Annotated in this window: 25 protein-coding genes; 9 read left to right on the top strand and 16 right to left on the bottom strand. The window is 64.5% G+C overall.

All coding sequences use genetic code 11. The features are described 5' to 3' along the window. Positions 1-2: 2 nt before the first annotated feature. From C8C98_RS12840 to C8C98_RS12805, 8 genes are all read right to left on the bottom strand, one after another. Entirely contained in the window at positions 3-1,220 is a 1,218-nt protein-coding gene (locus tag C8C98_RS12840) for a DNA polymerase IV (protein ID WP_233574683.1), read from the bottom strand. 186 nt (positions 1,221-1,406) lie between these two features. Then, positions 1,407-2,669 (bottom strand): type II toxin-antitoxin system HipA family toxin, encoded by a 1,263-nt coding sequence (locus C8C98_RS12835; protein ID WP_233574536.1) that lies wholly within the window; start codon positions 2,667-2,669, stop codon positions 1,407-1,409. Beyond that, positions 2,666-3,130, bottom strand: coding sequence for a helix-turn-helix domain-containing protein (locus C8C98_RS12830; RefSeq protein WP_121454603.1), 465 nt, complete (start codon positions 3,128-3,130; stop codon positions 2,666-2,668). The genes C8C98_RS12835 and C8C98_RS12830 overlap by 4 nt, the downstream gene beginning before the upstream one ends. Positions 3,131-3,301: 171 nt before the next feature. After that, positions 3,302-4,987 (bottom strand): thiamine pyrophosphate-binding protein, encoded by a 1,686-nt coding sequence (locus C8C98_RS12825; RefSeq protein ID WP_121454602.1) that lies wholly within the window; start codon positions 4,985-4,987, stop codon positions 3,302-3,304. Positions 4,988-5,025: 38 nt separating this feature from the next. Further along, on the bottom strand, positions 5,026-6,252 hold the full coding sequence (locus C8C98_RS12820; RefSeq protein ID WP_121454601.1) for a pyridoxal phosphate-dependent aminotransferase: 1,227 nt from the start codon (positions 6,250-6,252) through the stop codon (positions 5,026-5,028). Next, on the bottom strand, positions 6,249-7,166 hold the full coding sequence (locus C8C98_RS12815; protein WP_121454600.1) for an amino acid ABC transporter substrate-binding protein: 918 nt from the start codon (positions 7,164-7,166) through the stop codon (positions 6,249-6,251). Before C8C98_RS12815 ends, C8C98_RS12820 begins: the two co-directional genes overlap by 4 nt. Before the next feature lie 74 nt (positions 7,167-7,240). Then, positions 7,241-8,431, bottom strand: a complete 1,191-nt coding sequence (locus tag C8C98_RS12810) for an FAD-binding oxidoreductase (RefSeq protein WP_121454599.1) — start codon at positions 8,429-8,431, stop codon at positions 7,241-7,243. A gap of 179 nt (positions 8,432-8,610) precedes the next feature. Further along, positions 8,611-10,146, bottom strand: a complete 1,536-nt coding sequence (locus C8C98_RS12805) for an aldehyde dehydrogenase family protein (protein ID WP_121454598.1) — start codon at positions 10,144-10,146, stop codon at positions 8,611-8,613. A gap of 255 nt (positions 10,147-10,401) precedes the next feature. On the opposite strand from C8C98_RS12805, the gene C8C98_RS12800 reads away from it, so the two are divergent. Then, positions 10,402-11,313 (top strand): LysR family transcriptional regulator, encoded by a 912-nt coding sequence (locus tag C8C98_RS12800; protein WP_199726592.1) that lies wholly within the window; start codon positions 10,402-10,404, stop codon positions 11,311-11,313. Positions 11,314-11,549: 236 nt separating this feature from the next. On the opposite strand, the gene C8C98_RS12795 is transcribed toward C8C98_RS12800, so the two are convergent. Together C8C98_RS12795 and C8C98_RS12790 are read right to left on the bottom strand one after the other, a co-directional pair. Next, entirely contained in the window at positions 11,550-11,948 is a 399-nt protein-coding gene (locus C8C98_RS12795) for a hypothetical protein (RefSeq protein ID WP_147436370.1), read from the bottom strand. A 52-nt stretch (positions 11,949-12,000) separates the two neighbouring features. Next, positions 12,001-12,459 carry a hypothetical protein gene (locus tag C8C98_RS12790; RefSeq protein WP_147436369.1) on the bottom strand — a complete coding sequence of 153 codons (459 nt, stop codon included), beginning with the start codon at positions 12,457-12,459 and terminating at the stop codon, positions 12,001-12,003. Positions 12,460-12,991: 532 nt separating this feature from the next. Here C8C98_RS12790 and C8C98_RS12785 point away from each other — a divergent pair. Further along, on the top strand, positions 12,992-13,393 hold the full coding sequence (locus tag C8C98_RS12785; RefSeq protein ID WP_199726591.1) for an ASCH domain-containing protein: 402 nt from the start codon (positions 12,992-12,994) through the stop codon (positions 13,391-13,393). A gap of 91 nt (positions 13,394-13,484) precedes the next feature. Here C8C98_RS12785 and C8C98_RS12780 read toward each other — a convergent pair whose 3' ends face one another. From C8C98_RS12780 to C8C98_RS12775, 3 genes are all read right to left on the bottom strand, one after another. Next, positions 13,485-13,991, bottom strand: coding sequence for a hypothetical protein (locus C8C98_RS12780; RefSeq protein ID WP_121454595.1), 507 nt, complete (start codon positions 13,989-13,991; stop codon positions 13,485-13,487). A gap of 72 nt (positions 13,992-14,063) precedes the next feature. After that, the gene (locus C8C98_RS21580; protein ID WP_147436368.1) at positions 14,064-14,399 is read right to left on the bottom strand and encodes a hypothetical protein; all 336 of its coding nucleotides are present in this window, start codon (positions 14,397-14,399) and stop codon (positions 14,064-14,066) included. Positions 14,400-14,684: 285 nt separating this feature from the next. Beyond that, a complete protein-coding gene (locus C8C98_RS12775; protein ID WP_121454594.1) occupies positions 14,685-15,542 on the bottom strand; it encodes an IclR family transcriptional regulator in 858 nt (285 codons plus the stop codon). A 285-nt stretch (positions 15,543-15,827) separates the two neighbouring features. Between C8C98_RS12775 and C8C98_RS12770 the strand changes: the two genes are divergently transcribed. From C8C98_RS12770 to C8C98_RS12740, 7 genes are all read left to right on the top strand, one after another. After that, a complete protein-coding gene (locus C8C98_RS12770; protein WP_121454593.1) occupies positions 15,828-16,934 on the top strand; it encodes an ABC transporter ATP-binding protein in 1,107 nt (368 codons plus the stop codon). Next, the gene (locus C8C98_RS12765; RefSeq protein WP_121454592.1) at positions 16,931-17,803 is read left to right on the top strand and encodes an ABC transporter permease; all 873 of its coding nucleotides are present in this window, start codon (positions 16,931-16,933) and stop codon (positions 17,801-17,803) included. The genes C8C98_RS12770 and C8C98_RS12765 overlap by 4 nt, the downstream gene beginning before the upstream one ends. Before the next feature lie 95 nt (positions 17,804-17,898). Further along, positions 17,899-18,693 (top strand): ABC transporter permease, encoded by a 795-nt coding sequence (locus tag C8C98_RS12760; RefSeq protein ID WP_121454591.1) that lies wholly within the window; start codon positions 17,899-17,901, stop codon positions 18,691-18,693. A gap of 15 nt (positions 18,694-18,708) precedes the next feature. Next, positions 18,709-19,005, top strand: coding sequence for a (2Fe-2S)-binding protein (locus C8C98_RS12755; protein WP_233574535.1), 297 nt, complete (start codon positions 18,709-18,711; stop codon positions 19,003-19,005). Beyond that, positions 19,002-20,426, top strand: a complete 1,425-nt coding sequence (locus C8C98_RS12750) for an NAD(P)/FAD-dependent oxidoreductase (RefSeq protein ID WP_121454589.1) — start codon at positions 19,002-19,004, stop codon at positions 20,424-20,426. Before C8C98_RS12755 ends, C8C98_RS12750 begins: the two co-directional genes overlap by 4 nt. Then, positions 20,423-21,592, top strand: coding sequence for an FAD-binding oxidoreductase (locus tag C8C98_RS12745; RefSeq protein ID WP_121454588.1), 1,170 nt, complete (start codon positions 20,423-20,425; stop codon positions 21,590-21,592). The genes C8C98_RS12750 and C8C98_RS12745 overlap by 4 nt, the downstream gene beginning before the upstream one ends. 195 nt (positions 21,593-21,787) lie before the next feature. Further along, positions 21,788-22,858, top strand: coding sequence for an ABC transporter substrate-binding protein (locus C8C98_RS12740; RefSeq protein ID WP_121456232.1), 1,071 nt, complete (start codon positions 21,788-21,790; stop codon positions 22,856-22,858). A gap of 68 nt (positions 22,859-22,926) precedes the next feature. Here the strand turns inward: C8C98_RS12740 and C8C98_RS12735 are convergent, their stop codons facing one another. The 3 genes from C8C98_RS12735 to C8C98_RS12725 all read right to left on the bottom strand — a co-directional run bounded on the left by C8C98_RS12735 (position 22,927) and on the right by C8C98_RS12725 (position 25,189). Beyond that, positions 22,927-23,658, bottom strand: a complete 732-nt coding sequence (locus C8C98_RS12735) for a plastocyanin (protein ID WP_233574534.1) — start codon at positions 23,656-23,658, stop codon at positions 22,927-22,929. 4 nt (positions 23,659-23,662) lie between these two features. Then, positions 23,663-24,136: a group 1 truncated hemoglobin gene (locus tag C8C98_RS12730; protein ID WP_121454586.1), complete on the bottom strand. Its 474-nt coding sequence runs from the start codon at positions 24,134-24,136 to the stop codon at positions 23,663-23,665. Positions 24,137-24,220: 84 nt separating this feature from the next. Beyond that, complete coding sequence (locus C8C98_RS12725; RefSeq protein ID WP_121454585.1) at positions 24,221-25,189, bottom strand: DUF3034 family protein; 969 nt, start codon at positions 25,187-25,189, stop codon at positions 24,221-24,223. Between the last annotated feature and the right edge of the window lie 36 nt (positions 25,190-25,225).

Here is a 25,225-nt window from a genome sequence, read left to right as displayed (position 1 = left end):
GTTCAAAAAAGTGATCCAGTGTGCATGTCGGCTTGCCGTGCCTTGCGGCTCTGTGCCACTGCATCTGGCTGGGCACCTGTGCCGTCCATATCCGCAGCAGCACCCGCAGCATGCAAGGTGGCGACCCTCACCCCCAGCAGGCGCAGCTTCTTGTCCAGCGGCACCCTTTTCAGGCACAGCCCCGCCGTGCGCCGGATCACCGCAGCATCGGCCGTTGCAAGGGCCAACGTATGGTCCCGTGTCGCCGTCTTGAAGTCCTCATAGCGCAGCTTGATGCCAATCGTCTTGCCCACATAGCCTTTGCGCTGCAGGTCCTGCGCTACGCGCTGGCACAGGTCGGTGAAGATGCGCGACAACTCAGCCCGGTCGCGCACGGCATGCAGGTCACGGTCGAAGGTGGTTTCGCGGCTCATGCTCACGGGCTCGCTTTCTGTCACCACCGGGCTGTCATCGCGGCCCCAGGCCACGCGGTGCATCCAGGCGCCGGTGGACTTGCCAAAGTGGCCTATCAACCGCTGCTCATCCTGCTCAGCCAGTTGCCCAATGGTCTCGATGCCCAGGCGCGCCAGCTTCTCGCCCGCCTTGGGGCCGATGCCATTGATCTTGCGCACGTTCAGCGGCCAGATTTTGGGCTGCAGGTCTTCCTCGTACACGATGGAGATGCCGTTGGGCTTGTTGAACTCGCTGGCCATCTTGGCCAGCAGCCGGTTGGGCGCCACGCCAATAGAGCAGGTCAGCCCCGTCTTTTCAAAAATGCTCTTCTGGATGAGCCGTGCCAGCACCCGCCCGCCTTCGCGCTGGCCACCTGGTACATCGGTGAAGTCGATGTACACCTCGTCCACGCCCCGGTCTTGCATCACGGGTGCAATCTCGGTGATGGCGCTTTTGAAGGTGCGCGAATACTTGCGCACCTCGTCAAAGTCCACCGGCAGCACGATGGCCTGCGGGCACAGCTTGGCGGCCTTCATCATGCCCATGGCCGAGCCCACGCCAAACTGCCGCGCCGCGTAAGTGGCCGTGGTGATGACGCCCCGGCCCACGTAGTCCTTGAGCAGAGGAAAGTCTTCCACCGGAATAAAGCAAGGCTCGCGGGGCCCCGAGCCATCGGGGCTTTGCAGCAGCAAGTCGTCCACCTTGCGCCGCCCGCCCCCAATCACCACGGGCAGGCCCTTGAGCTGCGGGTAACGCAACAGCTCTACCGAGGCGTAGAACGCATCCATGTCCAGGTGGGCAATGCGGCGCAGGCGCTCGCCCTGGCGCCCAGGTGGCGCGACAGGGGGCAACTCGGCATCAGAGGGTTCGGGCGCAGCGTCTATCACGCCCGTATTTTGCGCGGCGCATTGGCAATGCTGCTGACATTCCCTGGGACAAGAAAAAAGGAACGGGCGCCACCTGGTGCGTCTGGCTCACACAAATTCTTGCCGTTGCCCTCGCAGTGCCTCTCGGTCAATGCCGGCGTGCAGCAGTTCCATATCGGCCCGGCACACACCCTGCTGCGCAAAGTGGGCTTGCCACCCATCCACCACACGCGCCACCTGCTGGATGAGCACTACCGCCCGCGCCCGCTTGATGCCGAACTCGCTCAACTCGGTCAGCGCGTTCTCCAGGCTGGACTCCGCGCCCGCCTGCCCCACCGACATCGCCTGGTAACCCAGGTTCTGCAGCGTGGGCACCACGTCATAAGCTGGGGTCAGTTCGTAGTAGCCATCCAGCCCCAGGCGCAGGCTGTGGTTGCGCTCGTGGTCGTCGGTGTTGTCCATGAGGATGTTGAACACCATGCGCTTGAACAGCTCTTCGCGCTGCGCAACCTGCGTGTCGGGGTGGGCCAGGCGCAGCAGCACCGTGGCCAGCGCGCTGTAGCTCTCGGGCAACCGCGCCGCGCGCAGCGCCGTGCGGGCCGACAGGCAATGCAGGCGGTACCCGCCCACACGGTCGAAACGCTCGATAGTCAACGCATGGCGCGCCTTGCCATGCCGCGCGGGGATGGGCAGCACGCCCGTGGCAGCCATGCGGATGCCTGCCTGCGCGGCCAGGGTCATGGTGGCGTGTTCGACCAGCGGCGTGTCCACCGCATCGTCCAGCTCGCTGAACTTGATGACGCAAGACCCCGCATCGGTCTGCAGCAGGGCCTTGGGCCGAGCGCCGCCCAGCGTCACGCCGGGTTGGATCAGGCGCTGCATCTCAGCCGTGACCGGGGCCTGGGTCTGCAGGTCTTCCACGGCGGCACTGAGCTGCGCCAAGTCCCTCAGTTGGGGGTACGGGCCTAGTGGACGGGGCACGTACCTATCGGCAGAGATAGAAACACCGAGCGCACCAAACCGGTCATCGCCCGCAAACAGCAGCATCTCCAAAATGGACAGGCGCGCAGGCCGGTCCACATGGCGAATGATGCGCTCGCCCCAGCGGTCGGGCCGCGCGTCGTCGATGGCGCCCGGCGCGCTGCCCCGCTCGCCTGCGGTGAACTCTTGGCCAGTGATGAGCGGCAAATCTTCGCTGAGCGGGAAGTGCCACCAGCCTTGACCGTACCGAAAGGTGGCGCAGTCGGCCACCAACTGCGACAGGCGCAACTCGCCCACCAGCACCGGCTGCGCAGGGTTCACCAGTGCCCAGATATAGAGCAGGTCTTGCGGCACATAGCTGCGCGCGGTCACGCCCATGGCCGACTTCATTGCGGTGCCTTGGCTGCGCCGGGTTGCATCAGCGCCGCCAGACCCACTGCCGCGCTGTTGGCGGTGCGGGCTACGTCAGAGGTAGACGCAGATGCAGCGCCAGGCACCAGCTTGCCCGGGGCGCGCTGTGGCAAGGCTCCCTGTGCAAGCTTGCGGGGGCGTCGCACCCGCGCCACCTCCCGCTCCAGCGCGGCCTGGTCGTTCTGCGGTGCAATCAGGTCGGCCACGGCCACGGCCGGGTTCACGAGCCACAGGCACATGGCGTAGCTGGCCATGGCCACAGAGGGGTCGCCCCGCTCGATGCGCGCCATGGTGGGCTGGGACACGCCCAGCCGCAGCGCCCACTGGGCCTGTGTCTCGCCCCGCCGCTTGCGGGCGATGGCGATGTGCTGGCCCAGCCGTTCAATCTGCTGAAGAACGGCGTGCGGGTATTCGGCAGGGCTGGTGTTTTGCTTTGGCATTCATAGATAGTAGCCAAATGACGTTTTTTGGCAAATCTATGAATAATTTATCAACCGCAGCGTACCCAATAGAAGACACCTGCGAACAGATCCTTATGTATAAATAATATTCATAGAAGAATTTAAAAGCGCTTTTAACAACGTTCTATGAATTAAAAATACTACTGAAATTCAATGCTTGGCCAGCGCCGCCGTGCGAATGCCCTGCAGCGTGCCCGTGGGCGTAATCGCCTCGGGGTCGATCAGGCAGTGGAGCACACTGGGCAGGCCGCTGGCACGGGCGCGGGCAAGCGCGGGGGCAAACTCTTCTGTCCGCTCCACACGCTCGCCATGGCCGCCGAAGGCCTGGGCATAGGCCTTGAAGTCGGGGTTCTTGAGCTGCGTGGCGCTCACGCGGCCGGGGTACTCGCGCTCCTGGTGCATGCGGATGGTGCCGTACATGGCGTTGTCCAGCAGCACCACGATGATGGGCAGGCCGTACTGCACCGCGGTCGCAAACTCTTGCCCGTGCATCAAAAAGTCGCCATCCCCCGCAAAGATCACCACCTCGCGCTGCGGCCACAGGCGCTTGCCGCCCACGCCCGAAGGCAGGCCGTAGCCCATCGACCCGCTGGTGGGCGCAAGCTGGCTGGCGTAAGTGGTGAAGGGCCAGAAACGGTGGATCCAGGTGGCGAAGTTGCCCGCGCCGTTGCAGAAGATGGTGTCGGCAGGCAATACCTCTTTGAGGTGCTGCATCACCTGGCCCATCTGCAGATTGCCAGGGATGCGGATGGGGGCCGGATCGCTCCATGCCAGGTACTCTGCATGTGCGGCTTCAGTGTGGGCCTTCCACGACACGGCGGCTGTGGGGCGCACCGCGTTCAGTGCGGCGGTGAAGGCATGCGGCGTGGCGTGGATGGCCTGCGTGGGGCGGTACAGCTTGCCCAGTTCATCCGCATCGGCATGCACATGCACCAAGGGCTGCGCAGGCGTGGGAATGTCGAACAGCTCATAGCCCTGCGAGGGCACTTCGGACAGGCGCCCGCCCACCACCAGCACCAAGTCAGACGCCTTGATGCGCGCCAGCAGCTTGGGGTTCACGCCCAAGCCCAGGTCGCCGCCATAGCAGGCATGCGTGGCCGGGAACAGCATCTGACGGCGGAAAGAGCAGTAAACCGGGATGGACCAGGCTTCGGCAAACGCAGTGAATTCGCGCACCGCTTGCTCAGACCAGCGGCTGCCGCCCAAGATCGCCACAGGGTTCTTGGCTGCTTGCAGGCGCTGGGCCAGCTCGGCCATTTGCGCGGCACCGGGGTGGGTCTCGGTCACCTGATAGGGCAACGCGTCGGCCACGGTAGCGGCTTCGGTCAGCATGTCTTCGGGCAGTGCCACCACCACGGGGCCGGGGCGGCCTGAAGTGGCGACGTGGAAGGCACGCGAGATCAACTCGGGTACACGCGCCGGGTCGTCAATCTGCACCACCCACTTGGCCATGGTGCCAAACACCGCGCTGTAGTCCAGCTCTTGAAACGCCTCGCGTCCCATGGCCCCGCGTGCCACCTGGCCCACGAAGAGGATCATGGGCGTGGAGTCTTGGTGCGCAATGTGCACGCCAGCAGAGGCATTGGTGGCACCTGGCCCGCGCGTCACAAAGCAGATGCCCGGCTGGCCGGTCAGCTTGCCCTGGGCCTCGGCCATCATGGCTGCGCCGCCTTCCTGGCGGCACACGGTCACGGCAATGCTGGCATCGTGCAGGGCATCCAGCACGGCCAGATAGCTTTCGCCGGGCACGCAAAACAATTGCTTCACGCCATGCGTGATGAGCTGCTGGACCAGGATCTGGCCGCCGGTGCGGGGGGTGGAGGGCGTGGTGTTCATGTCAGCGGTGACGGGTCAAAAATAGTGATCAGAAAACGTCAAAACAGTGCCTGGCATGCACGCTGAATGCGCGCGCAGGCCTCTTGCAAGTCAGCCGTGGATGCAGCGTACGAGATACGGAAGTACGGCGCCAGCCCCAGCACGCCGCCGGGCACCACAGCCACATGGTGTTCGCGCAAAAGGTAGGCGCAAAAGTCCGCATCGGTGCGCAGCAGCATGCCACCCGGCGTGGTGCGGCCCAGCACGCCTTCGCAGCTGGCAAAGGTGTAGAACGCGCCCTCAGGCACGCGGCAGCGCAGGCCGGGCGATGCGTTGAGCGCGGCCACCACCAGATCGCGCCGGTCCTGGAACTGTTGGCAGCGCTCGCGCACAACGTCTTGCGGCCCCGTCAGCGCCGCCACCGCAGCCGCTTGGCTGATGGACGAGGGGCAGGACGTCGCCTGGCTTTGCACCACGGCCATGGCCGCAATGAGTGCCTTGGGGCCTGCGCCGTAGCCCAAACGCCAGCCTGTCATGGCGTAGGACTTAGAGACACCATTCACCGTCAGCGTGCGATCGCGCAAAGAGGGCAGCACGGCGGCGGGCGTGGCAAAGGCGCGCCCGTCATACAGGATGTGTTCGTAAATATCGTCCGCCAGCAGCCACACCTGCGGGTGGCGCTCCACCACCTCCAGCACGGGGCGCAGCTGCTCGGCGCTGTAGGCCGCGCCGCTGGGGTTAGACGGCGAGTTGATGAACACCCAGCGCGTGCGCGGCGTGATGGCCGCTTCCAGCTGCTCGGGCGTGATGCGAAAGCCATTCGCCTCGGTGCAGGGCACCACCACGGGCACACCGCCGGCGATCAGCACCATGTCGGCGTACGACGTCCAGTACGGCGCAGGCAAGATCACCTCGTCGCCGGGGTTCACAGACGCCATCAGCGCGTTGTAGAGGATCTGCTTGGCACCCGCGCCTGCGGTGATCTCGTTGAGCTGAAAGTCCAGCCCGTTGTCGTGCTTGAACTTGTGCTGAATGGCAGCCTTGAGTTCGGGCGTGCCATCCAGCACCGTGTAGTGCGTCTCGCCCCGCGCCATGGCCTGCTGCGCGGCCTCCAGGATGTGCGCAGGCGTGTCAAAGTCGGGCTCGCCCAGGCCCAGCACGATCACGGGCAGGCCCTGGCGCTTGAGCTGGTTGGCCTCTTGCGTCAGGCGCACGATTTCCGAGACACCAATGGCCGCTAGGCGGTCGGCCGCGCGGAAGGCCGTGGCGGGGATGGCAGCGTTCATTGCTGATAGGTCTCCAGGGGCTTGTCGTTGGGGGTGGCAAACAGCTGGCGCAGCGTGGTGCCCAGCGGCAGGTTCAGGCTCATGTTCTTGGGCGGGATGGGGTTCACAAACCACTTGGTGTAGATCTTTTCCATCTCGCCGCTTTGCATCAGCTTGGTCAGCACACCGTCCACCGCTGCCTTGAAGGTGGGGTCGTCCTTGCGGAACAGCAGCGCAATGGGCTCAGCGCCCAGCGGCTCGCCCACGATGCGATAGGCCGAGGGGTCCTTTGAGTTGGCAATCATCCCGGCCAGCAGGTTGTCGTCCAGCACAAAGGCGTCGGCACGGCCGGTTTCCAGCAGCAAGAAGCTCTCGTGGTGGTCCTTGCCCAGCACGGTTTTGATGGGGGCACCGCCCAGCGCGCGCTCTTGTTTGCGCAGCAACTGCACAGCGGTGGTACCGGTCGATGCGGCAATGGTGCGGCCTGCCAGCTGGCTGACGGACTTCAGATCCGAGTCCTTGCGCACGGCCATGCGCACTTCGCTCACATAGGTGGTCACCGCAAACGCCACTTGCTGCTGGCGCGCCGTGTTGTTGGTGGTGGGGCCGCAGCCAATGTCGAGCGTGCCGTTTTGCACCAGCGGCAGGGTGTTCTGCGCCGTCACGGCCATGTATTCGAGCTTGGCGTCGGGCGCGATTTCTTTCAGCACGCGCTCGCACAACTCCACGTGGTAGCCCACGTATTTCTCATTGGCGCCCAGCGCGTAGGCCATGGGCGGCGAAGTCTCGCGCACGCCCAGCACGGCCTTGCCGCTGGCCTTGATCTTCTCCAGCGTGGGCTGGGTGACCGTCTGCGCCAGCGCGGGGGCCGTGGCCATGCAGGCCAGGGTCAGGCCTGCAGCGAGCGCTGTGAAGGTCTTGCGGGAAATTGCCATGTCGTTGTCTCCGTGTGTTTTGTGGTTGGCAGGTGGATGAATCGGTGAGAGAAATCGGGCGGCTGGGGTAACGCTCAGATCACGTTCTTTTCGAGCAGCGGCGCGTTGCGCGCGATGCGCTCGATGGACAGCGGCGACAGATCCAGGCTCTGGTAGCCGCCCGTCAACATCCACTCCGCCAGGCCACGCCCCACCGCAGGGCACTGCTGCAGGCCGTGGCCCGAAAATCCGTTGGCAAACACCAGGTTGTCGCACGCCGAGTGCAGGCCCACGATGGCGTTGTGGTCGAAGGTGTTCATCTCGTAATAGCCCGCCCAGGCGCCCTGCATGCGCAGCGCTTCAAAGCCAGGGATGCGTTCGGCCAAGGTGGGCCAGATGTGGTCCTCGAACGCGGCGTACTCGGGCTCCAGCGGAGCAAAGTCGGCGTCGTTGTCGACATCCGGCGCAAAGCCGCAGATAAAGCCTGGGCCTTCGGGCCGCAGCCAGATGCCGCTGGTGTCGATGAGCAGCGGGCAGCCCGGCAGCGCTGCGGGGCTGGCCAGGTTGAAGACCGTGCGGCGCTTGCCCACCACGGGCAGATCAATGCCCGCCCAGCCCGCGATGGCTGCCGCCCAGGGGCCACCGGCGTTCACGGCATAGCGGCAGGGCAGCACGGTGCCACTTTGCAGGCGCACCGCATTCACATGCAACACGCCGTCGCTGCTCACCGTATCCAGCCCCACCGCCTCGTCGGCCACGTAGCGCACGCCCTGGCTCTGTGCCTTTTTGCGCAGCGCCGTCAGCAGCAGGTAGCCATCAAACCAGCCCTCGCCCGACAGGCCCAATGAGCCCAGCACCACGTCCTGCAGCGCCAGCCAGGGAAAACGCTCGGCCAGTTGCTGCGGGCTCAGCAGCGCCACATCGGCACCGTGCTGCTTTTGCAGTGCATGGTTCTCGCGCAGCGTGGCCTCGCCCGCCTGGGTGGCCAGGTACAGGTAGCCGCCTTGGTGCAGACCGATGTCCGGCACATCGCCGTCGCAGGCCAGGAGCGTGCCCACGTTGCGCAAAAAGCCGATGCCGTAGGCCGATATCTGGATGTTGATGTTGGTCGAAAACTGCTGGCGGATGGAACTGGCAGACAGCGCCGACGAAGCACGTGCATAGGTCGGGTCGCGCTCGACCACCACCACCTCGCAGCCCGGTTGCTGCCGCATGAGGAAGTACGCAATGGCACTGCCGATAACGCCGCCGCCAATGATGACGATGGGTGAAGAGTCAGTGGTCATTCTCAAATATCTCGCGGTGTAACGGCCCTTCGACAGGCTCAGGGCGAACGGGGAATTCGGCACAACCCGCCCCAGCCACACCCCACCCGTTCGGGCTGAGCCTGTCGAAGCCGGGGCGTGTACCTGAGCCGCCCTTCGCCAAGCTCAGGGTGAAGGGCGTGGGCATTCAAACCAAGCCCTCACACATCAAACGTCACGCCCTGCGCCAGCGGCAGCGCGGTCGAATAGTTAATGGTGTTGGTGGCGCGGCGCATGTACGCCTTCCAGCTGTCCGACCCCGCCTCACGCCCGCCGCCCGTTTCCTTCTCGCCACCAAACGCGCCGCCAATCTCGGCACCGCTGGGACCAATATTCACGTTGGCAATGCCGCAGTCCGAGCCTGCTGCCGACATGAACTGTTCAGCCTCGCGCACGTTGAGCGTGAAGATGGACGACGACAGGCCAGCGCCCACGGCGTTGTTCATGGCGATGGCTTCGTCAATGCTGCTGTAGCGCACCACGTACAGGATGGGCGCAAAGGTTTCGTGCAGCGCGGGGCCTTCGTGCTTTTGCAACTCGACCAGCGCAGGGCGCACGTAGTACGCATCTGCACCGCCCAGTCCTTCCACGCGGCCACCGCCGTGCACCGTGGCACCCAGCGCGCGGCTTTGCTCCAGTGCTTTTTGCATGCCGTCAAACGCGGGGCGGTCGATCAGTGGGCCTACCAGCGTGCCAGCGGTGCGCGGGTCGCCCACTTGCACGTTGGCGTACACCTTGGTCAGCTGGGGCACCAGCTGGTCGTAAATGCTCTCGTGCACAAACAGGCGGCGCAGCGTGGTGCAGCGCTGGCCCGCCGTGCCCATGGCGGCGAACGCAATGCCGCGCAGGGCCAAATCCAGGTCGGCCGTGGGTGCCACGATGGCCGCGTTGTTGCCACCCAGCTCCAAGATGCCGCGCGCAAACCGCGCTGCCAAGCGCGGGCCCACGGCGCGGCCCATGGCGGTGGAGCCTGTGGCCGACAGCACGGGCACGCGGGCGTCATCCACCAGCACCTCGCCAAGGTCACGCTGGCCCACGATCAGCTCCAGCAAGCCCTCGGGCGCGTCGCTTCCAAAGCGTGCGATGGCGCGCTGCGCAATCGCGTGCGTGGCCAGGGCCGTGAGCGGGGTCTTTTCGGACGGCTTCCACACCACCGAATCACCGCACACCAGCGCCAGCGCAGCGTTCCACGACCACACGGCCACGGGGAAGTTGAAGGCCGAGATCACGCCGCACACGCCCAGCGGGTGCCAAGTTTCCATCATGCGGTGGCCAGGGCGCTCGGTGGCAATCGTCAGGCCATACAGCTGGCGCGACAGGCCCACGGCAAAGTCGCAGATGTCGATCATTTCCTGCACCTCGCCCAGGCCTTCGGACGGTACCTTGCCAGCCTCGATAGTCACGAGCAGACCCAGGTCGGCCTTGGCGGCGCGCAGCTCTTCGCCCAGCAGGCGCACCAGCTCGCCCCGGCGCGGTGCGGGCACATTGCGCCACGCCAAAAAGGCGGCATGCGCGCGGCCAATGGCGGCGGTGGCATCCAACGGGCTTTGCTGCGGCACCTGGGCCAGCACCTCGCCCGTGATGGGCGAGCGCGCCGCCAGCGTGCCGCTGGTGTACGCAGCGCGAGGCACGCCCAGGCGTTGCAGCAGTTGATCGACTTCAGACACAAGAGGGGTGGCGGCAGAGGTGGCAGACATGGCGGCTCGCAAAGGTGAAAGGGGGGCAGAGAAACACAAAGCGCAAGAGAACCTACGCAAACATTGCGCCAATATCCGCCAACTGCGGGGTGGTGGATAGCGAAAATTTGGAACTACTTCATCACAATTCCGCATGAAGTACATGAAAATTGCAGAGCAGCCTGTGCACAATCCGTAAGCGCGGCGACCCAAAACAGTGCACAGACCAACAACGCCGCTCATTCCCCCACCGCATAACCCCTGCGGCCTACCACCATGACCCTGCTGCGCCGCGCCTTCCTGCCGTCCACCGCCGACCTGCTGGCCTTTGAGGCCGCCGCCCGCCACCAAAGTGTGTCACGCGCGGCAGAGGAATTGCACCTCACGCAAAGCGCGGTGTCGCGCCAGATCCGCCAGCTGGAAGAACAAATCGGCACCGCCCTCTTCCACCGCGTGCGCCAGCGCGTGGTGCTGACCGACGCGGGCCGCGTCTACGCTGCTGACGTGCAAAACGTGCTGCAGCAACTGTCGGCCAGCACGCAAAAAGCCATGGCGTTTTCCAGTACCGACGGGCTGCTCAACCTGGCCGTGCTACCCACGCTGGGCACACGCTGGCTCATCCCGCGCCTGGGCGGCTTTATGGCGCTGCACCCCGAGGCCATGGTCAACTTCTCGTCCCGCACCGAGCCCTTTGACTTTGCGGGCACGCCGTTTGACGCGGCGATCCACTTCGGCACGCCGCACTGGGCGGGCGCCGTGTGCGAATACCTGATGCACGAAGAAACCGTGCCCGTATGCAGCCCCACCTACCGCGACCGCCACAGCATCCGCACCCCGCAAGACCTGACCCGCGTGGTGCTGCTGCAGCAAAGCACCCGTCCCACGCAATGGGCCGAGTGGTTTGAGCTGGTGGGCGCGCCCACGGCCCTGGCCCTGCGCGGCCCGCAGTCCGAGCACTTCGCCATGATTGCGCAGGCTGCGGTGTCGCACCTGGGCGCGGCGCTGCTACCGCGCTTTTTGATCGAGCAGGAATTGGCGGCCGGGAGTTTGGTGGAGCTGTCAGACCAGGTGCTGACCAGCACCGATGCGTATTACCTCGTTTACCCAGAGGCACGGGCGCAGACGCCGTTGGTGAAGGCGTTCAGGGATTGGGTGGTGGGGGAGTGCGCGGGGCAGCGGCAGGGGTGACGAGACAAGCCCGCATGCGAGCCATCGCCCTGCACACGGCCATCCAGAGCATCATCAAAAAGTGCCTCTAGCGCTTATTTTTCTAGCGCAAGGCGCTATAAAAAAAGAAGCAAATTGTGTTTGAACGCCGCAAGCCGCGCGCACTGAATGTCTGGGCGAAACCGCAGTGAAAGCGGTCATTCAGCCCGTCCCCTCCAGTCTCTGTCCCAAGCACCACGCCATGCAGCCCACCCAGCTCAGGCTGCTTGCCAATAAATGAAGACGTTCTCACTCTTGCCACGCCCAACGCCCACCACGCCCCATGCGACGGTGGCGTAAGCACTGCCCGGCAAGCCCATCGCCCTCAGCCACGCCAGGTGATAGCTATAGCGCGCATCAACGCTTTCGTAAAACGCATCGCCCGGCAAATCACGGAACTGCTGAGGCTCAATGCATAGCGTGGCATGCACCAGCTGGGCATTTTCATAGCGCAGAGTGCACTCGAACAGGGTCTCATGCTCGCAATGGACGGCCGTGGCAAAGACGCACGGCCACTGTGCGCCGTCCCGGTAGATGACGCCCTCGCGCTGTGCGAACACCTTCGGCAAGTCGTCCCGATGCGAGCGCAGCGATAAAGAGTAATCACCGAAAGTCAATCGGCCAGTCGTTGCGTCAATGGCTACCGAACGGGACGCCTTGCAAAGACCGTCAGGCCACATCGTGAACCGAATGAATGACCTGATAGCCCAGCGTGCGGGCCTCGGGCGTGTCGAAGTAGGCAGAGATTTGCACATGCCCACACGGCGCAATCACATACCCGGAAATGGAGTGGTACGACGGCTGAGACCTAGACGGGTCTTCGTCTGGCAACTCATAGGTCAGGCGCACCCGCTGGTCTGCGCGCTCAACCTGTTGCTCTTTGCGAAGGTCGCTCGCGGTTTCCAAAATGGAGGCCAGGCGCTTTTCTTCAGAGGCGCCCTTGTCATTGCCCCAGACAGTGATCCAGAACGTGAGCGCTGGCCGCCAGAGGACCAGACTTCCGTCTTCGATGCGCCGGTTGAATGCCTCAGGCAGCACGACGGACCATTCATCGGTCATTCGATAGTGGCCGGTCACGACGGGGTAATCGGGATGCAGAGACGCTGTGGATTTCGATGTGGCGGGCATGGATTCCTCCTGAAAGTGGCTTGCAGCCTCGGTTCAAGGCACCGGAGATTTCAGAAACCCGTGCAGAAAAATCGATCCCCGAGCCAGCTGCAACGCGACGAACTATAGCCACGAACAGACCTTGCCCAGCAACCCGACACCATCGCCCGAGACGGAGAACTGCGTGAATAGGTGCTGACGCACTACCTGCGGCTGTATGCGCGCATGCAGTGCGCGATTTACCTGGTGTCGATCTGGCGCCAGAGTCAGCTGTCGTTTGATTGTGAGAGCCGTTGGATGGCGTGGCGTTGACCCGACTTGAGCACAACACCACGAGCGATGGCCGGCGTGTAGAGATTGCCGCAATACTGTCGCGACAATTTACGGCGGCCTGTTGCCTGCACATGCGGCTTTGAGTGATACGGCCGACCGAGCTCACGGAGGCATCGCCAAAAACTACGACTACCGTTTTCGGCCAAGAGCGGCCGGTCGCCAATGTCGATTCCCGACACGTCGCTGGGAGTGCGACAGGCTATGCTTGGAATGTAGAGCTTTGCGCTCGTTTGAACTCAAAACCTTGCTTGCACTTTCAATCGTCACGCCCAATGGCAGAAACATCGCTGACGGTCGTAAGACGCTCGAAGTGAGGTCCTGGCGTCCCGAGGACCTGCCGCTGACGGACTTGCTGATCGTTGAAAACGGGCGCTTTCTTTCTGAACAGGGCGATTCGGATGATGACGGACGACTGGTAGCCGTCGTCGATATCGCCGAAATTCATCCCTGGCTGCCGACCGAGGTTGAAGCTGCATGCGCCAGCGCTTGGGCCCCTGGCTACTGGGCTTGGCGCATCAGCAATGTTCGACCCATTTCACGCCCGGTGAAGGTCATTGCGGCGCGCAAGCTGTACGACGTGCCCCTTGACCGCAGCGACCTGGCCCAGCTGATCGCGCAGTAGCTGCAATCGGTCAGGAGCAGTCGGTGGTGGCAGGTGAAAGCGGACGCTCAACGTTGGAGTTGACCGCTGCGTGTCCGCGTCGAACGACCTGTTAGACCGCATTCCCACGAGCGATTCTCCTTTCAGCCGCCGCCTTCAGCATTGGCCAAGTTGACTCGAGCCAATCCTTCGCCTCTTCGTTCCCCTCACGCACAGCATGAGTGAGAAGTTCCTCCGCGCGGCGCAGATCAGCCGACGAGCAGTTACTCAGAGCGGAGCGGTGCATCTCATGAGAGAGACAAAACGTGGCATCAATGTCGCCGGCCTTCACCTTCTCTTCCAGATCGGCCACGTACTCCGAATGAGCGGCGTCAGCTTCGGACTTGTAGTCCCGAATTCCAATCTTGGTGTTTGAGTTCAGATCTACCAGAGAGAAGACGAGACGACCAAGGGCTTGTTCCGCTTCGTCGGGCGAAAGCTCTTTGAAGTATGAAACCTCCGGCCGCACTCCATCGAAGCTCTTGGACCGAAGCTCTTTCGTGTCACTTGATGGGACCGAGTGGAAGATGATCTCCCCACGCTCCTCGTCGTAGTGGATTACCAGGTCTCGCTTATCCATGGCGTTCCCGATGCGGTCTAACGTTGGCGCTCAGCGGGCGGCGTAGCCGTCCGATGGAGCAACAGGTTAAAGCTACTTCCAGTCATGTGAAAGTAACTCACTTGGTATGGGGTCGCCCCAAATCTTCCAGCCTTCTTTCTCCAGTCTTTCGAACCACTCGTCACGCCGCGATTCTGGAAGGCGAGAACCACAAAATGGGCAGTGGCGGATTTGAAGGATTTCAGCAGAAGGTTGGCAAATGAGTCCATATTCGTTAAAGACTGGTGACCAATAAATGCGCTTGTCAGTTGACCCTAGCAAAGGACTCTCTGCACCAGAAAACGCCATGTTTACCTGCTCAGACATTTCCGCGCAGCAATGCTCTTTCACATAGCTTGGTTCGTCGGTCAGAACGAGTGAGAAGGCCATGAGCTTCAACGTAATTTAGACCGCAAAACCTGCGGGATAAACTGGGCCGTGCGGGATATTTTGGACGCTTATTTCTCCTGGAGGTGGCTTGCAGCATAGGTTTGCAAGGGATGACTTGTTCAAATGTCCAGGTATAAAAATTCCGTGAAACCCGGTACGCGTTAAGTCGGCAAACTATAGCTCGCCGTAGGCAGACACCGGGATTTCCAACAGCAGCGTGCAGCGAGTCGATGGCAGCTTCCGGGCGGCGCTTCTGAACGGCGGCTTCGGGCTCTCCGCAACACCTCAGTCACCCCCCGCGACACCAATCACCGCCCCCTGCGCCCCACTCCCCAAACTCTGCGCCGGCCGCCTCAACGTCGCATCAAACGGATTGATCTTCGGCCCAATCGCCGCCGCCTCACGCTTGAGCAGCTCCACCACCGTCGGCAGGCGGTCGTCATTCAGGCGCGCGGAGATGGTGCCCACGCTCAGCGCCGCCACCGCGCGGCCTTCGCGATCACAAATAGGCACGGCCACACCGGCCATGCCTTCAAGCAAACCTGTGTTGCGGCCTGCGTAACCCAGCTGGCGCACGCGCTCGATTTCGGTGCGCAGGTACACCTCGTCAAACACGCCGTACTCGCGCACGCGCGAGAGGTTGAAGCGGATCACCTCTTCGCGCTCGGCCTCGGGCAAGAAGGCCAGGATGGCCAGGGCGCCCTGCCCCACGCCCAGGGCCACGCGGCCACCGATGTCGCCGGTGAACGAGCGGATGGGGAACGGGCCTTCGCTGCGGTCCAGGCACACGGCGTCGAACCCGCTGCGCACCAATAAAAAGATGCTGTCGCCCAGGCTGGCGCAAAGGCGCAAAAGCACAGGGCGGCACAGGCTGCGCAGGTCGCCGGGGTTGCCGGCCTTCGCTGCCAGTGCAAAGAAGTCCATGCTCAGGCGGTAGAGCTTGCTGCGCTCGTCCTGCTCGACCATGCCCTCTGCCACCAGCGATTGCAGCAAACGGTGCGTGGTGCCCTGCGTGAGGCCCACGGCACGCGCCAATTGGGTGACCCGGCCGCCCTCGGCCTGCACGGCCGACAGGGCGCGGAGGACGGCAAACACCCGGGGTACGCCACCCGATGCGGTGGATGCGGTTGATGCGTCTGCCATACCTCGCTCCTGTGGAATTGCGCGTTCAAACGGAAGGCATCATATTCCATTGAACGGAATAAATTGAAGAAAACTTCCGTTTAATGGAATACCAGAAGCGTTCTGGTTTGTTTATTGCAATAGATTCAATTGAAACAAGCGGCTGCTTCAATCTTTGCGCAGTGCCTGCACCACCCCGGTGCAAACACCCCAAAGGCCCGCAGCCCCTCCATGCAACTCCACAGCAGGTGGCACGCACCGCCCCCAAGCAACCCGTGCGATGCCACCACCGGAAAGGCTTTCGCCATGTCGTTTCTCAAGCTCACGGATGTGACCAAGTTCTATGGCGGCACCTGCGCGGTGCAGGCCATGAACCTCACGGTGCAAAAGGGTGAATTTGTGTCGCTGCTGGGGCCTTCGGGCTGCGGCAAGACCACCACGCTGCAGATGGTGGCGGGGTTTGAGGCGGTGACCAGCGGGCGCATCGAGCTCGATGGCAAGGACATCACCCACGCCAAGGCCAACACGCGCGGGCTGGGCATCGTGTTCCAAAGCTATGCCCTCTTCCCCCACATGACGGTGGCGGCCAACGTGGCCTTTGGGCTGGAGATGCGCAAGGTGCCCAAGGCCGAGCGCGCCGAGCGCGTGGCCCAGGCGCTGGCGCTGGTGCACCTGGAGGCGCACGCCACACGCTACCCGCGCGAGCTGTCGGGCGGGCAACGCCAGCGGGTGGCCCTGGCTCGCGCGCTGGTGATTGAGCCGCCGGTGCTGCTGCTGGACGAGCCCCTGTCCAACCTCGACGCCAAGCTGCGCGAAGAGATGCAGTTCGAGCTGCGGCAGATTCAGCGCAAGGTGGGCACCACCACCATCATGGTCACGCACGACCAGAGCGAGGCCATGTCCATCAGCGACCGCGTGGTGGTGATGGAAGCTGGGCGCGCCACGCAGATCGATCACCCACATCGCGTGTACGAACACCCGCGCACGCGCTTTATCTCCACCTTTGTGGGCAAGGCCAACCTGCTGCCGGGCAAGGTGACGCATGCCAGTGGCACCCACACGCATGTGGCCGTGGGTGGGCTGACGGTGGAAATCAACGGCGCCCGCTACCGCCCCGGTGCCGCCGTGCTGCTGAGCGTGCGGCCAGAAAAAGTGCAGTTGGTTCCCGCAGTACAGGGCCGGCTCGATGGAGAGGTGTGCGAGCGCTTCTTCTTAGGCAGCCAATGGCTGTACCGCGTGGGCACGCCCGTGGGTGACCTGATGGTGCTGGCGCCCAACGATGGCCGCGCCGCCTTGGCCGAAGGCGAACGCACGGGCGTGGACTGGCCCGATCACTGCATGCGCCTGCTGCCCGCCGATGAAACCGCACTGGCCGAACTGGAGGCCGAAGACGCCGCCGAGGTGGCGCCATGAGCCTGGCCACCACCTTGCTGCACAAAAAGGCCGCGCCGTGGTGGCTGTCAGGCCCGGCGCTGGTGCTGTTCACGGTGCTGCTGCTGGTGCCGCTGGCGCTCACTGCGGTGCTGTCGTTCAACGCGTTTGACCCGGCCACGGGGGTGAAGGCGGGCGAATTCACGCTGGAGCACTACGCGCATGTGTTCACCGACTCGTACTACCACGCGATCTTCTGGCGCACGTTCTGGATTGCAGGCCTGGTCACACTGATCTGCGTGCTGATTGGCGCGCCTGAGGCCTACATCCTGAGCCGCATGGGCAACCCGTGGCGCTCCATCTTGCTGCTGGTGGTGCTGGCGCCGCTGCTGGTGTCGGTGGTGGTGCGCGCCTTTGGCTGGAGCATGCTGCTGGGACCCGAGGGGCTGGTGAATGGGCTGTTTGGGTTGTTGGGGTTTGGCCCGGTGAAGATGCTCTACACCGAGATCGCAGTGGTCATCGCACTGGTGCATGTGATGCTGCCGTTCATGGTGATCCCCGTGTGGACCTCGCTGCAAAAGCTCGACCCGGGCGTGGAAAACGCCGCCCTGTCGCTGCAGGCAACACCTTTCACCACCCTGCGGCGCATTGTGTTGCCGCAGGTGCTGCCGGGCATTTTGTCGGGCAGCCTGATCGTGTTCGGTCTCGCGGCCAGCTCGTTCGCCATCCCCGGCCTGCTGGGTGGGCGGCGCCTGAAGATGGTGGCCACGGTGGTGTACGACGAGTACCTGCACGAGTTGAACTGGCCCCTGGGCGCAGCGATTGCGCTGACGCTGCTGGTGGCCAACCTGGTGGTCATGCTGAGCTACAACCGCTTGGTTGAAGGCCGCTACAAGAAAGCGCTGGGGTAAACATGAACACCCCCACGCTCCATCACTTCGTGTATTCGCTGCCCCCCAAGGGGGCGCAGGCCTCCCTTGGGGCGGCCCGGCGGGAGTCCTGATCCATGCAAAAAAACGGCCCTCTCGCCCTCGCGTTCAACGCGCTGGTCATCACCTTCATGCTCGCCCCCTTGCTGGTGGTGTGCATCGTGGCATTCACGCCGCACAACACGCTGACGCTGCCCACCACCGAGTTCTCGCTGCGCTGGTTCAAGGCGGTGTTCGAGCACCCGGACTTTGTGCAGTCGTTCTGGAACAGCCTGTGGCTGGCGCTGGCCTCAGCCACGCTGGCCACGGTGCTGGCCGTGCCTGCGGGCATTGCCATCACACGTTACGAGTTTGCAGGGCGCGGCTTTCTCAATGGCCTGTTCCTGTCACCACTGATCATTCCGCACCTGGTACTGGGCGTGGCCCTGCTGCGCCTGTTTGCGCTGCTGGGCGGCACGGGCAGCTTTGGCTGGCTGGTGTTTGCGCATGCGCTCATCGTCACGCCGTACACGCTGCGGCTGGTGGTGGCGGCGCTGGTAGGGTTTGACCGCAGTGCCGAGCATGCCGCCCTGTCGCTGGGCGCCAGCCAGGCCACGGTATTCACGCGCATCACGCTGCCGATGATCTTGCCCGGCGTGACGGGCGGGTGGATGCTGGCCTTCATCAACAGCTTTGACGAAGTGACCATGTCGATCTTTGTCACCTCGCCCAGCACGGTGACGCTGCCGGTGCGCATGTACATGTACGCCACCGAGTCGATTGACCCGCTGATGGCTGCGGTGTCGGCACTGATGGTGGCCCTGACGGCCTGCGCGATGGTGATTCTCGACCGGGTGTATGGCCTGGACCGCGTGCTCGTAGGGCGCAAATAAATGGGCACGACTTCCATGACTGTGAATACAGCCCTGCTCCACCGCGTGGCCGAAAAAGACCGCGCGCCCGTGCCCTTCGTGCTCGATGGCGAACCCGCCACCGCGCTTGAAGGCGACACGGTGCTCACGGCCATCCTCACCCACCGCGCCCAATTGCGCCGCAACGAATTCAGTCATGAGCCCCGTGCCGGCTTTTGCCTGATGGGCGCGTGCCAGGACTGCTGGGTGATGACGGCTACCGGCGAACGCCTACGGTCTTGCGCCACCTTCATCCAGACAGGCATGCAACTGACTACCGGAGGGGCCGCATGACCGCCCCCACCTTGCAACCCGTGATCGTGGGCGCAGGCCCCGCGGGCATCCGCGCGGCGCAAACCCTGGTGGCGCATGGTGCGCGGCCCACCGTGATCGACGAGGCCGCACGCGGTGGTGGACAAATCTACCGCCGCCCGCCTGCCCACTTTGCCCGCAGCCCGCAAACACTGTACGGCACCGAAGCATCACGCGCCACGGCATTGCACAGCACGCTGGATGGCCTGGCCGCACACATCGACTACCAGCCCAACAGCCTGGTGTGGAACGCCCAGGCCGGCCTGCTTGATGTGCTGCATGGCCCCACGCAAACCACGCGCACGGTGCGATACGGCCAGCTCATCGTGGCCAGCGGCGCCACCGACCGCGTGCTGCCCGTGCCGGGCTGGACACTTCCAGGGGTCTACACACTGGGTGGAGCACAAGTGGCGCTGAAGTTTCAGGGCTGCACCATTGGACGCAACGTGGTGCTGATGGGCACTGGGCCGCTGCTGTACCTGGTGGCCTACCAATATGCCAAGGCAGGCGCCAAGGCGGGGGTAAAAGTGGCAGCCGTGCTGGACACCGCCCGCTTTGCCGACCAGCTGGCCGCCCTGCCCGGCATGCTGACGCAGCCCGCCGTGCTGGCCAAGGGCCTGTATTACGTGGGCTGGCTGCGCGCGCATGGCGTGGCCGTGCACACCGGCGTGCGGCCTGTGCGCGTTGAAGGCGACACACGGGTCAACGCCGTGGTGTGGAGCGACGGCCAGGCCGAGCACACCGTGCCCTGCGATGCCGTGGGCTTTGGCTATGCCCTGCGGTCTGAAACCCAACTGGCCGACCTGCTGGGCTGCCGCTTTGCCTGGGCACCCATGCACCGCGCCCACTTGCCTGAGCGCGACAGCGCAGGCCGCACCAGCCTGGCGGGCGTGTACCTGGCGGGCGATGGCGCGGGCATCATGGGCGCCGATGCGGCCGAATGGGCAGGCGAACGCGCGGCGCTGGCGCTGCTGGCAGACCACGGCGTGAAGGTGGATGCGGCACGCGCTGCAGAGCTGGAACGCAAGCTGACGAAGCTGACGCCATTCCGGCAAGGGCTGGAGCGCGCCTTTCCCTTCCCCACCGATTGGGCGGCCCACGCACCCGATGCGCTGGTGGTGTGCCGCTGCGAAAACATCACGGCGGGCGAGCTGCGCGCCTGCACCCGCGATGCCGGCGCCGACGAGATGAACCGCATCAAGGCCCTGACCCGCGTAGGCATGGGCCGCTGCCAGGGCCGCATGTGCGGCGTGGCGGCAGCAGAAATTTTGGCCCAAGCCACCGGCAAGCCTATCGATCAGGTGGGTCGCCTGCGCGGGCAAGCGCCTATCAAGCCGATTCCGATCCATCTGCAAGCACAGGCAACGGCAGCGCACGACACCCCTGCGGAGGCCACAGCATGACCACCACCACGCGAGTGATAGACACCGACGTGGCCATTGTGGGCGGCGGAATCATGGGCGCATCGGCCGCGCTGGCGCTGCGCCGCAAAGGCGTGGACGTGGTGCTGCTGGAGCGCGACCTGTGCGGCTCGCGCTCCAGCGGCGTGAACTACGGCGGCGTGCGCCGTCAGGGCCGGCCCGTGAGCCAGCTGCCCCTGGCGCAGCGTGCGCACCAGGTGTGGGCCAACCTGCCCGCGCTGATTGGCACCGATGGCGAGTACCAGCGCAGCGGGCACTTCAAGATTGGCCGCAGCGAGGCGGACATGGCCACGCTGGAGGCCTATGCCAACCTGAGCAGAGACTTCGACCTGGGCATTCAACTCATCTCGGGCACCACGCTGCGCGAGCGCTGCCCCTGGCTGGGCGGGCGCGCGGTGGGTGGGTCGCTGTGCCCCGATGACGGCCAGGCCAACCCGCGCTTGGTGTCACCCGCGTTTGCGTTGGCCGCACGGCGCGCGGGTGCTCAGATTCTGGAGCGCACCCCGATGACGTCGGTGGAGCACGACGGCAAGTTATTCACCGTGCGCTCAGGCAATGCGGTGGCCGTGCGCGCTCCGGTGCTCATCAACTGCGCAGGCGCCTGGGCGGGTGCGCTGGCCGCGCAGTTTGGCGAGGCGGTGCCCCTTCACTCGGGCCACCCGGCCATGGCCGTCACGGAGCCCCTGCCCTTCTTCATGCACTGGAGCCTGGGCGTGGAAGGCGGCGGCATCTATTGCCGCCAGGTGGCACGCGGCAACCTGATTCTGGGTGGCGGTGCCGGTGTCGCGCTGGATGCAGACAGCGCCCGCTCGGAGCGCAGCGCCATCGCCACGCTGGCCGTGCAGGCGGTGGAGCTGCTGCCCGCGCTGAAAAACGCACACTTCATTCGCACCTGGAGCGGCACCGAGGGCTACCTGCCCGACCGCCAGCCGGTGCTGGGCAAGAGCCGCACCACGCACGGCCTGGTCCACGGCTTTGGCTTTGCGGGTGCGGGCTTTCAGATTGGCCCCGGCGTAGGCGAGGTGCTTGCCGAACTGGCGCGCGATGGCCGCAGCACCACGCCGATTGAGGCATTTGCGATAGAGCGATTTCTCCCTGATCCCCAAGCTGCAGTGGCTGAAGTGACCAGCACTGCCGCGGCCCACTGACCACCAGATTGATCCAGCATGAATCAACTCCAACCGTTCACGCTGAGCTTGTCGAAGCGCCGCGCAAGGCTTCGACAAGCTCAGCCCGAACGGGTATTTCATGTGCACCGATCCAATGCGCCGATGCCGAATCCATTGCCGTCGGCCAGTGAGACCCAAGTCACCCTCCCCTCCCCCACCAGAAAGGAAACCACCATGACCTTCTCCCCTCGCTTTGCCAGCCGCACCCGCCGCGCTCTCGTGGCCGCCGCCGCGCTGGCCACCGTGGCCGCCGCAGGCACTGCCACCGCGCAGACCAAGACGCTGTACATCGGCATGAACGGCGGCACCATGGAGAAGGCGTACACGCAGTACGTGTTCCCGGCGTTTGAAAAGCTGCACGGCGTGAAGGTGGTGGTGGTGCCCGGCACCTCGTCCGACATCCTGGCCAAGGCCCAGGCCAACAAGGACAAGCCGCAGATGCATGTGATGTTTCTGGATGACGGCATCATGGTGCGCGCCATGGGCATGGGCCTGTGCGAGAAGCAGCACCCCAACCCCCAGCTCAATGACATCTTCCCCGCCGCCCGCTTCAAGGACGACCTGGCCAGCGGCGTGAGCCTGGGTATGACCGGCATTGCCTACAACACCAAGATGTTTGCCGAAAAGGGCTGGGCCGCACCCACGTCGTGGATGGACTTTGCCGACCCCAAGTACAAGGGCAAGGTGGTGTTCCAGTCCATGCCGTCGTCGTCGTTCGGGCTGCACGGCTTCTTGATGTTCAACCGCATCCAGGGCGGCAACGACAAAAACGTGGAGCCGGGCTTTACCAATTGGGCCAAGACCATTGGACCGAATGTGCTGGAGTACATCCCCAGCTCGGCCAAGATTTCAGAGATGGTGCAGACGGGTGAGGCGGCCCTCTTCCCGCTCACACCCACAGCCGTGGCGGCGCTCAAGTCCAAGGGCATACCGGTGGAATACGCGCAGCCTAAGGAAGGCTCGGTGGTGCTGCTCACTGCGCAATGCGTGATCGCAAAGAACAGCGAACCTGAGCTGGCGCAGAAGCTGGCAGAGTTTTTGTTGAGCCCGGTGGCCCAAGCCAACGTGCTGCAGTTTGGCGCGCAAATCCCCACCAACCCCAAGGCCCCTGTGGCGGGCGATGGTGCCGAGCAGGTCGCTAAGATCAACCAGTGGATGAAGAACGCCGTGACGCTGGACTGGGACAGCATCAACGCCAACCGGCCTGCGTGGAATGCGCGCTGGAACAAGACCATCGAGCGCTGATCGCCCAGCCGCCATCGCCCTGCCCAGCCGCCCTGCGCAACCTGCGGGGGCGGCGGAATGTTGGGGGCTCAGTAGTGCACGTGCGGCGCAGTGCCGCCACCCGCCGGTGCTGCGGCAGGGGCCGATGGGGCGGGTGCAGGGCGGCGGGGGCGCGGCACCACGCTCAGCTGCACCTTGTCCAGCAACGGGGCGGCCTGCACCTGCAGGCCCTTGCGGGGCAAGTCCACCAGCTGCTCGGGGTGCCACACGCGCAACTGCGCTGCGCCGTCGGGCACGCTGGCAAAGCGGGCAATGCCATCGGTGTCGGTCTTCAACGTCCAGGCCGAGTCGGCCACAAACACGTGCCCACGCATGGAGCCGTGCAGGTGGCAGCCCAGCAAGACCACGCCGGGGTTGCGCAGCGTGACATCGGCCGTCTGGGCGGGTTGGCCGTCTTGCCTGCCTGCCAGGCGCAGTTCAAACCCTTCATTGGCGGCGGCCCCCGTGGGCACGGGCCCAGCGGCGTTGCCGCGCACATGGTGGTCCCAGCGGTCCTGGTTGGTGAAGCGGATGGTCGTGCCCGGCGCCACCACCGTGAGGGCAGGCACAAAGCGCATGCGCTCTTGCTCGATGGTGGGGCTGGCCTGCAGCAGGCTGGGCGCCGCAGTGCTGCCCGACGCGCTGGGGTAGAGCGCCACCACGGCATCGGGCACGGGCTTTCCATCCCGGTCCAGCACCTGGATTTGGACATTTCCGGCGCCAGCGCTAGATATACAAGCGCTGGAAGCTATAAAAAACATAGCAATAGACAATAATTTCATGGCGTCAACGCTGGGTGATGATGTCGCGGTGCATGGGCGCCAGCAGCGCCAAGAGGCGGTTTTGCTGAGCGAACGGTATGCCCTGGGCGTGCATGGCGGCTTGCAGCACCTCCACCAAGGCGTTGAAGTGGCCCTTGGTGATGTCCATGTCGGCATGGGCCGATTTCATGTCAGCGCCCTCATATTGGCAAGGCCCACCGCTCAACTGGCAAATCTGATCCGTGAGGCTCTCTTTGAGCGCCTGGGGATTGGTGTCTTTGAAGTGGTTACCGATGCGCGGGTCTTTGAAGGCACGGCCCACAAAGTCGTCCATCAGCCGGGCAATGCCGGGCTTTTCGCCCAGCGCTTGGTACAGGCCAGACGGGGCGGGCACAGCAGCGCGGGGCACCGGTGTAGCGGCGGGGGCTTGCTGAGCGGCAGTGGGCAAGGCCAGCAGCAGCGCTGCGGCCAAAACCCAGGGGGAATGGGGGATGTTCATGGTGTGCTCCGAAGGTGGGGTCGCGTGGAGGGCAAGGCGAGCGCAAGCGGAAAAAAGGGATCGAGAGGGGAGCTAGAGAGGGGGCTAGAACGCCACCTGGGCCGAGAGGTAATACCCCGTCTGGCGGCGATCGCGGGTCACGCCGGGCACGATGCGGCCCAGATCGACGTAGGCCAGCGTGAGTGACACGTTCTTGCTGGGCGCCCAGGCGATGAAGACGTCCTTCCAGTCATCTTCACGCAGCGCAGCACCCAGGCCCGCAGCAGCGCCCAGCGCCTGCAGGTTGTTGGGCTTGAAGCGGTATTCGGCCCCCACGGCCAGGTTGGGCCGCAGCAGGTAGGCGATGGAGAACTCGGGCTGCAGGCTGCGGCTGTTTTTGCCGGGCGCTGCCGAGCCAAAGCCCAGCAGGCCGTTCTGGTTGGCGTTGGTGTAGCGCAGCGTGCCGTTGAGCAGCAGGCCCTGGCCCAGCAGCAGCTTGGTGGCGCTCACATACACATCGGTGCCGCTGGTTTGGGTGCCCAAAAAGTCGAGCACCGATTGCAACGATCCGGGGCGCACCTGTTTGTGCTCCAGGCCCACGGCAATCTGGGGCATCCAGGTGTCGGCGTCCAAGATGGCGTCGCCCGCCAGCTTCACCTTCAGGCCCAACACGTCCATCTGGATGTGCTGGCCTGGTACCACGCCAAAGGGCGCAATGCCATTCAGCGCAAAGGCAGGCGCGGCGTCAAAGTCTTGCCGCGCCAGCGACAGCTCTACCCGGTCTTTGTAGCCCAGCGCCACACCGTAGCTGGTAAGAGCGTAGTCCTGCGTGCCCGCACGCGTGGCGTAGCTGCTCACGCCCAGCTCGCCCTCCGTGGCGTTGGTGCCAATCACGGCCCAAGGCGTGATGCCGCCGCCCGCGCTACCGGTGATGGAGCTGACGCCCCCGGTGAGCAGCAGTTTGCCCGTGTCGGCCTGGACTGCGCCTGCAGCCAAGGTACCAGCCAAGGCTAGGGCACAGGCCACAGCCGCCGCGCGGGGCCCTGGAATCTGTCGGGGGTGAAAGTTCGTCATCGGGGGTCCTCCCAAGGGTTAGGGTGCTGGGTCAGG

Source organism: Acidovorax sp. 106 (genome assembly GCF_003663825.1).
In the GTDB taxonomy this organism is placed as follows: domain Bacteria; phylum Pseudomonadota; class Gammaproteobacteria; order Burkholderiales; family Burkholderiaceae_C; genus Acidovorax.
This window is presented reverse-complemented; position numbering and strand designations above follow the sequence as displayed.

Excerpts from the sequence above, each read along its gene's own strand:
- C8C98_RS12840 (WP_233574683.1), bottom strand. The coding sequence starts at position 1,220 with ATGGATGCGTTCTACGCCTCGGTAGAGCTGTTGCGTTACCCGCAGCTC.
- C8C98_RS12835 (WP_233574536.1), bottom strand. The coding sequence starts at position 2,669 with ATGAAGTCGGCCATGGGCGTGACCGCGCGCAGCTATGTGCCGCAAGAC.
- C8C98_RS12830 (WP_121454603.1), bottom strand. The coding sequence starts at position 3,130 with ATGCCAAAGCAAAACACCAGCCCTGCCGAATACCCGCACGCCGTTCTT.
- C8C98_RS12825 (WP_121454602.1), bottom strand. The coding sequence starts at position 4,987 with ATGAACACCACGCCCTCCACCCCCCGCACCGGCGGCCAGATCCTGGTC.
- C8C98_RS12820 (WP_121454601.1), bottom strand. The coding sequence starts at position 6,252 with ATGAACGCTGCCATCCCCGCCACGGCCTTCCGCGCGGCCGACCGCCTA.
- C8C98_RS12815 (WP_121454600.1), bottom strand. The coding sequence starts at position 7,166 with ATGGCAATTTCCCGCAAGACCTTCACAGCGCTCGCTGCAGGCCTGACC.
- C8C98_RS12810 (WP_121454599.1), bottom strand. The coding sequence starts at position 8,431 with ATGACCACTGACTCTTCACCCATCGTCATCATTGGCGGCGGCGTTATC.
- C8C98_RS12805 (WP_121454598.1), bottom strand. The coding sequence starts at position 10,146 with ATGTCTGCCACCTCTGCCGCCACCCCTCTTGTGTCTGAAGTCGATCAA.
- C8C98_RS12800 (WP_199726592.1), top strand. The coding sequence starts at position 10,402 with ATGACCCTGCTGCGCCGCGCCTTCCTGCCGTCCACCGCCGACCTGCTG.
- C8C98_RS12790 (WP_147436369.1), bottom strand. The coding sequence starts at position 12,459 with ATGCCCGCCACATCGAAATCCACAGCGTCTCTGCATCCCGATTACCCC.
- C8C98_RS12780 (WP_121454595.1), bottom strand. The coding sequence starts at position 13,991 with ATGGATAAGCGAGACCTGGTAATCCACTACGACGAGGAGCGTGGGGAG.
- C8C98_RS21580 (WP_147436368.1), bottom strand. The coding sequence starts at position 14,399 with ATGGCCTTCTCACTCGTTCTGACCGACGAACCAAGCTATGTGAAAGAG.
- C8C98_RS12775 (WP_121454594.1), bottom strand. The coding sequence starts at position 15,542 with ATGGCAGACGCATCAACCGCATCCACCGCATCGGGTGGCGTACCCCGG.
- C8C98_RS12770 (WP_121454593.1), top strand. The coding sequence starts at position 15,828 with ATGTCGTTTCTCAAGCTCACGGATGTGACCAAGTTCTATGGCGGCACC.
- C8C98_RS12765 (WP_121454592.1), top strand. The coding sequence starts at position 16,931 with ATGAGCCTGGCCACCACCTTGCTGCACAAAAAGGCCGCGCCGTGGTGG.
- C8C98_RS12760 (WP_121454591.1), top strand. The coding sequence starts at position 17,899 with ATGCAAAAAAACGGCCCTCTCGCCCTCGCGTTCAACGCGCTGGTCATC.
- C8C98_RS12755 (WP_233574535.1), top strand. The coding sequence starts at position 18,709 with ATGACTGTGAATACAGCCCTGCTCCACCGCGTGGCCGAAAAAGACCGC.
- C8C98_RS12750 (WP_121454589.1), top strand. The coding sequence starts at position 19,002 with ATGACCGCCCCCACCTTGCAACCCGTGATCGTGGGCGCAGGCCCCGCG.
- C8C98_RS12745 (WP_121454588.1), top strand. The coding sequence starts at position 20,423 with ATGACCACCACCACGCGAGTGATAGACACCGACGTGGCCATTGTGGGC.
- C8C98_RS12740 (WP_121456232.1), top strand. The coding sequence starts at position 21,788 with ATGACCTTCTCCCCTCGCTTTGCCAGCCGCACCCGCCGCGCTCTCGTG.
- C8C98_RS12735 (WP_233574534.1), bottom strand. The coding sequence starts at position 23,658 with ATGAAATTATTGTCTATTGCTATGTTTTTTATAGCTTCCAGCGCTTGT.
- C8C98_RS12730 (WP_121454586.1), bottom strand. The coding sequence starts at position 24,136 with ATGAACATCCCCCATTCCCCCTGGGTTTTGGCCGCAGCGCTGCTGCTG.
- C8C98_RS12725 (WP_121454585.1), bottom strand. The coding sequence starts at position 25,189 with ATGACGAACTTTCACCCCCGACAGATTCCAGGGCCCCGCGCGGCGGCT.